The 270-nt window shown below is 50.7% G+C and carries 1 protein-coding gene; it reads right to left on the bottom strand.

Going from position 1 to position 270, the window contains the following annotated elements; all coding sequences use genetic code 11:
- On the bottom strand, positions 1–247 hold a 247-nt coding region (locus tag AAEY79_RS15000; RefSeq protein ID WP_352289210.1), incomplete at its 3' end, for a LysR family transcriptional regulator.
- Positions 248–270: the final 23 nt, after the last annotated feature.

The raw sequence follows: 270 nt of genomic DNA on the forward strand, positions 1-270 counted from the left end.
GTGCGCCGGTTTCCTCGGTAATCCGAACACCGTGCTGATAGGCAAGTTCTCCCGCTTCTGTGAGCGCCAGGCTTCGCGTGGTGCGGTTTAACAACTTGGCCCAGAGCGTTTCCTCAAGCCTGCGCATTTGTTTGCTGACGGTTGAGGTGGTCGAACCGAAGAAACGGGCCGCTTTGGAGAAACTTTTCAGTTCGACAACTTTAACGAAAACAAAGACATCCGAAATATTATCTGAGAAAGATTCCATTGTTTCTCCAGAGGACACAGGCT

It is taken from the genome of Psychrobacter sp. GW64-MNA-CIBAN-0177 (assembly GCF_040309585.1).
Lineage (GTDB): Bacteria > Pseudomonadota > Gammaproteobacteria > Pseudomonadales > Moraxellaceae > Psychrobacter > Psychrobacter okhotskensis.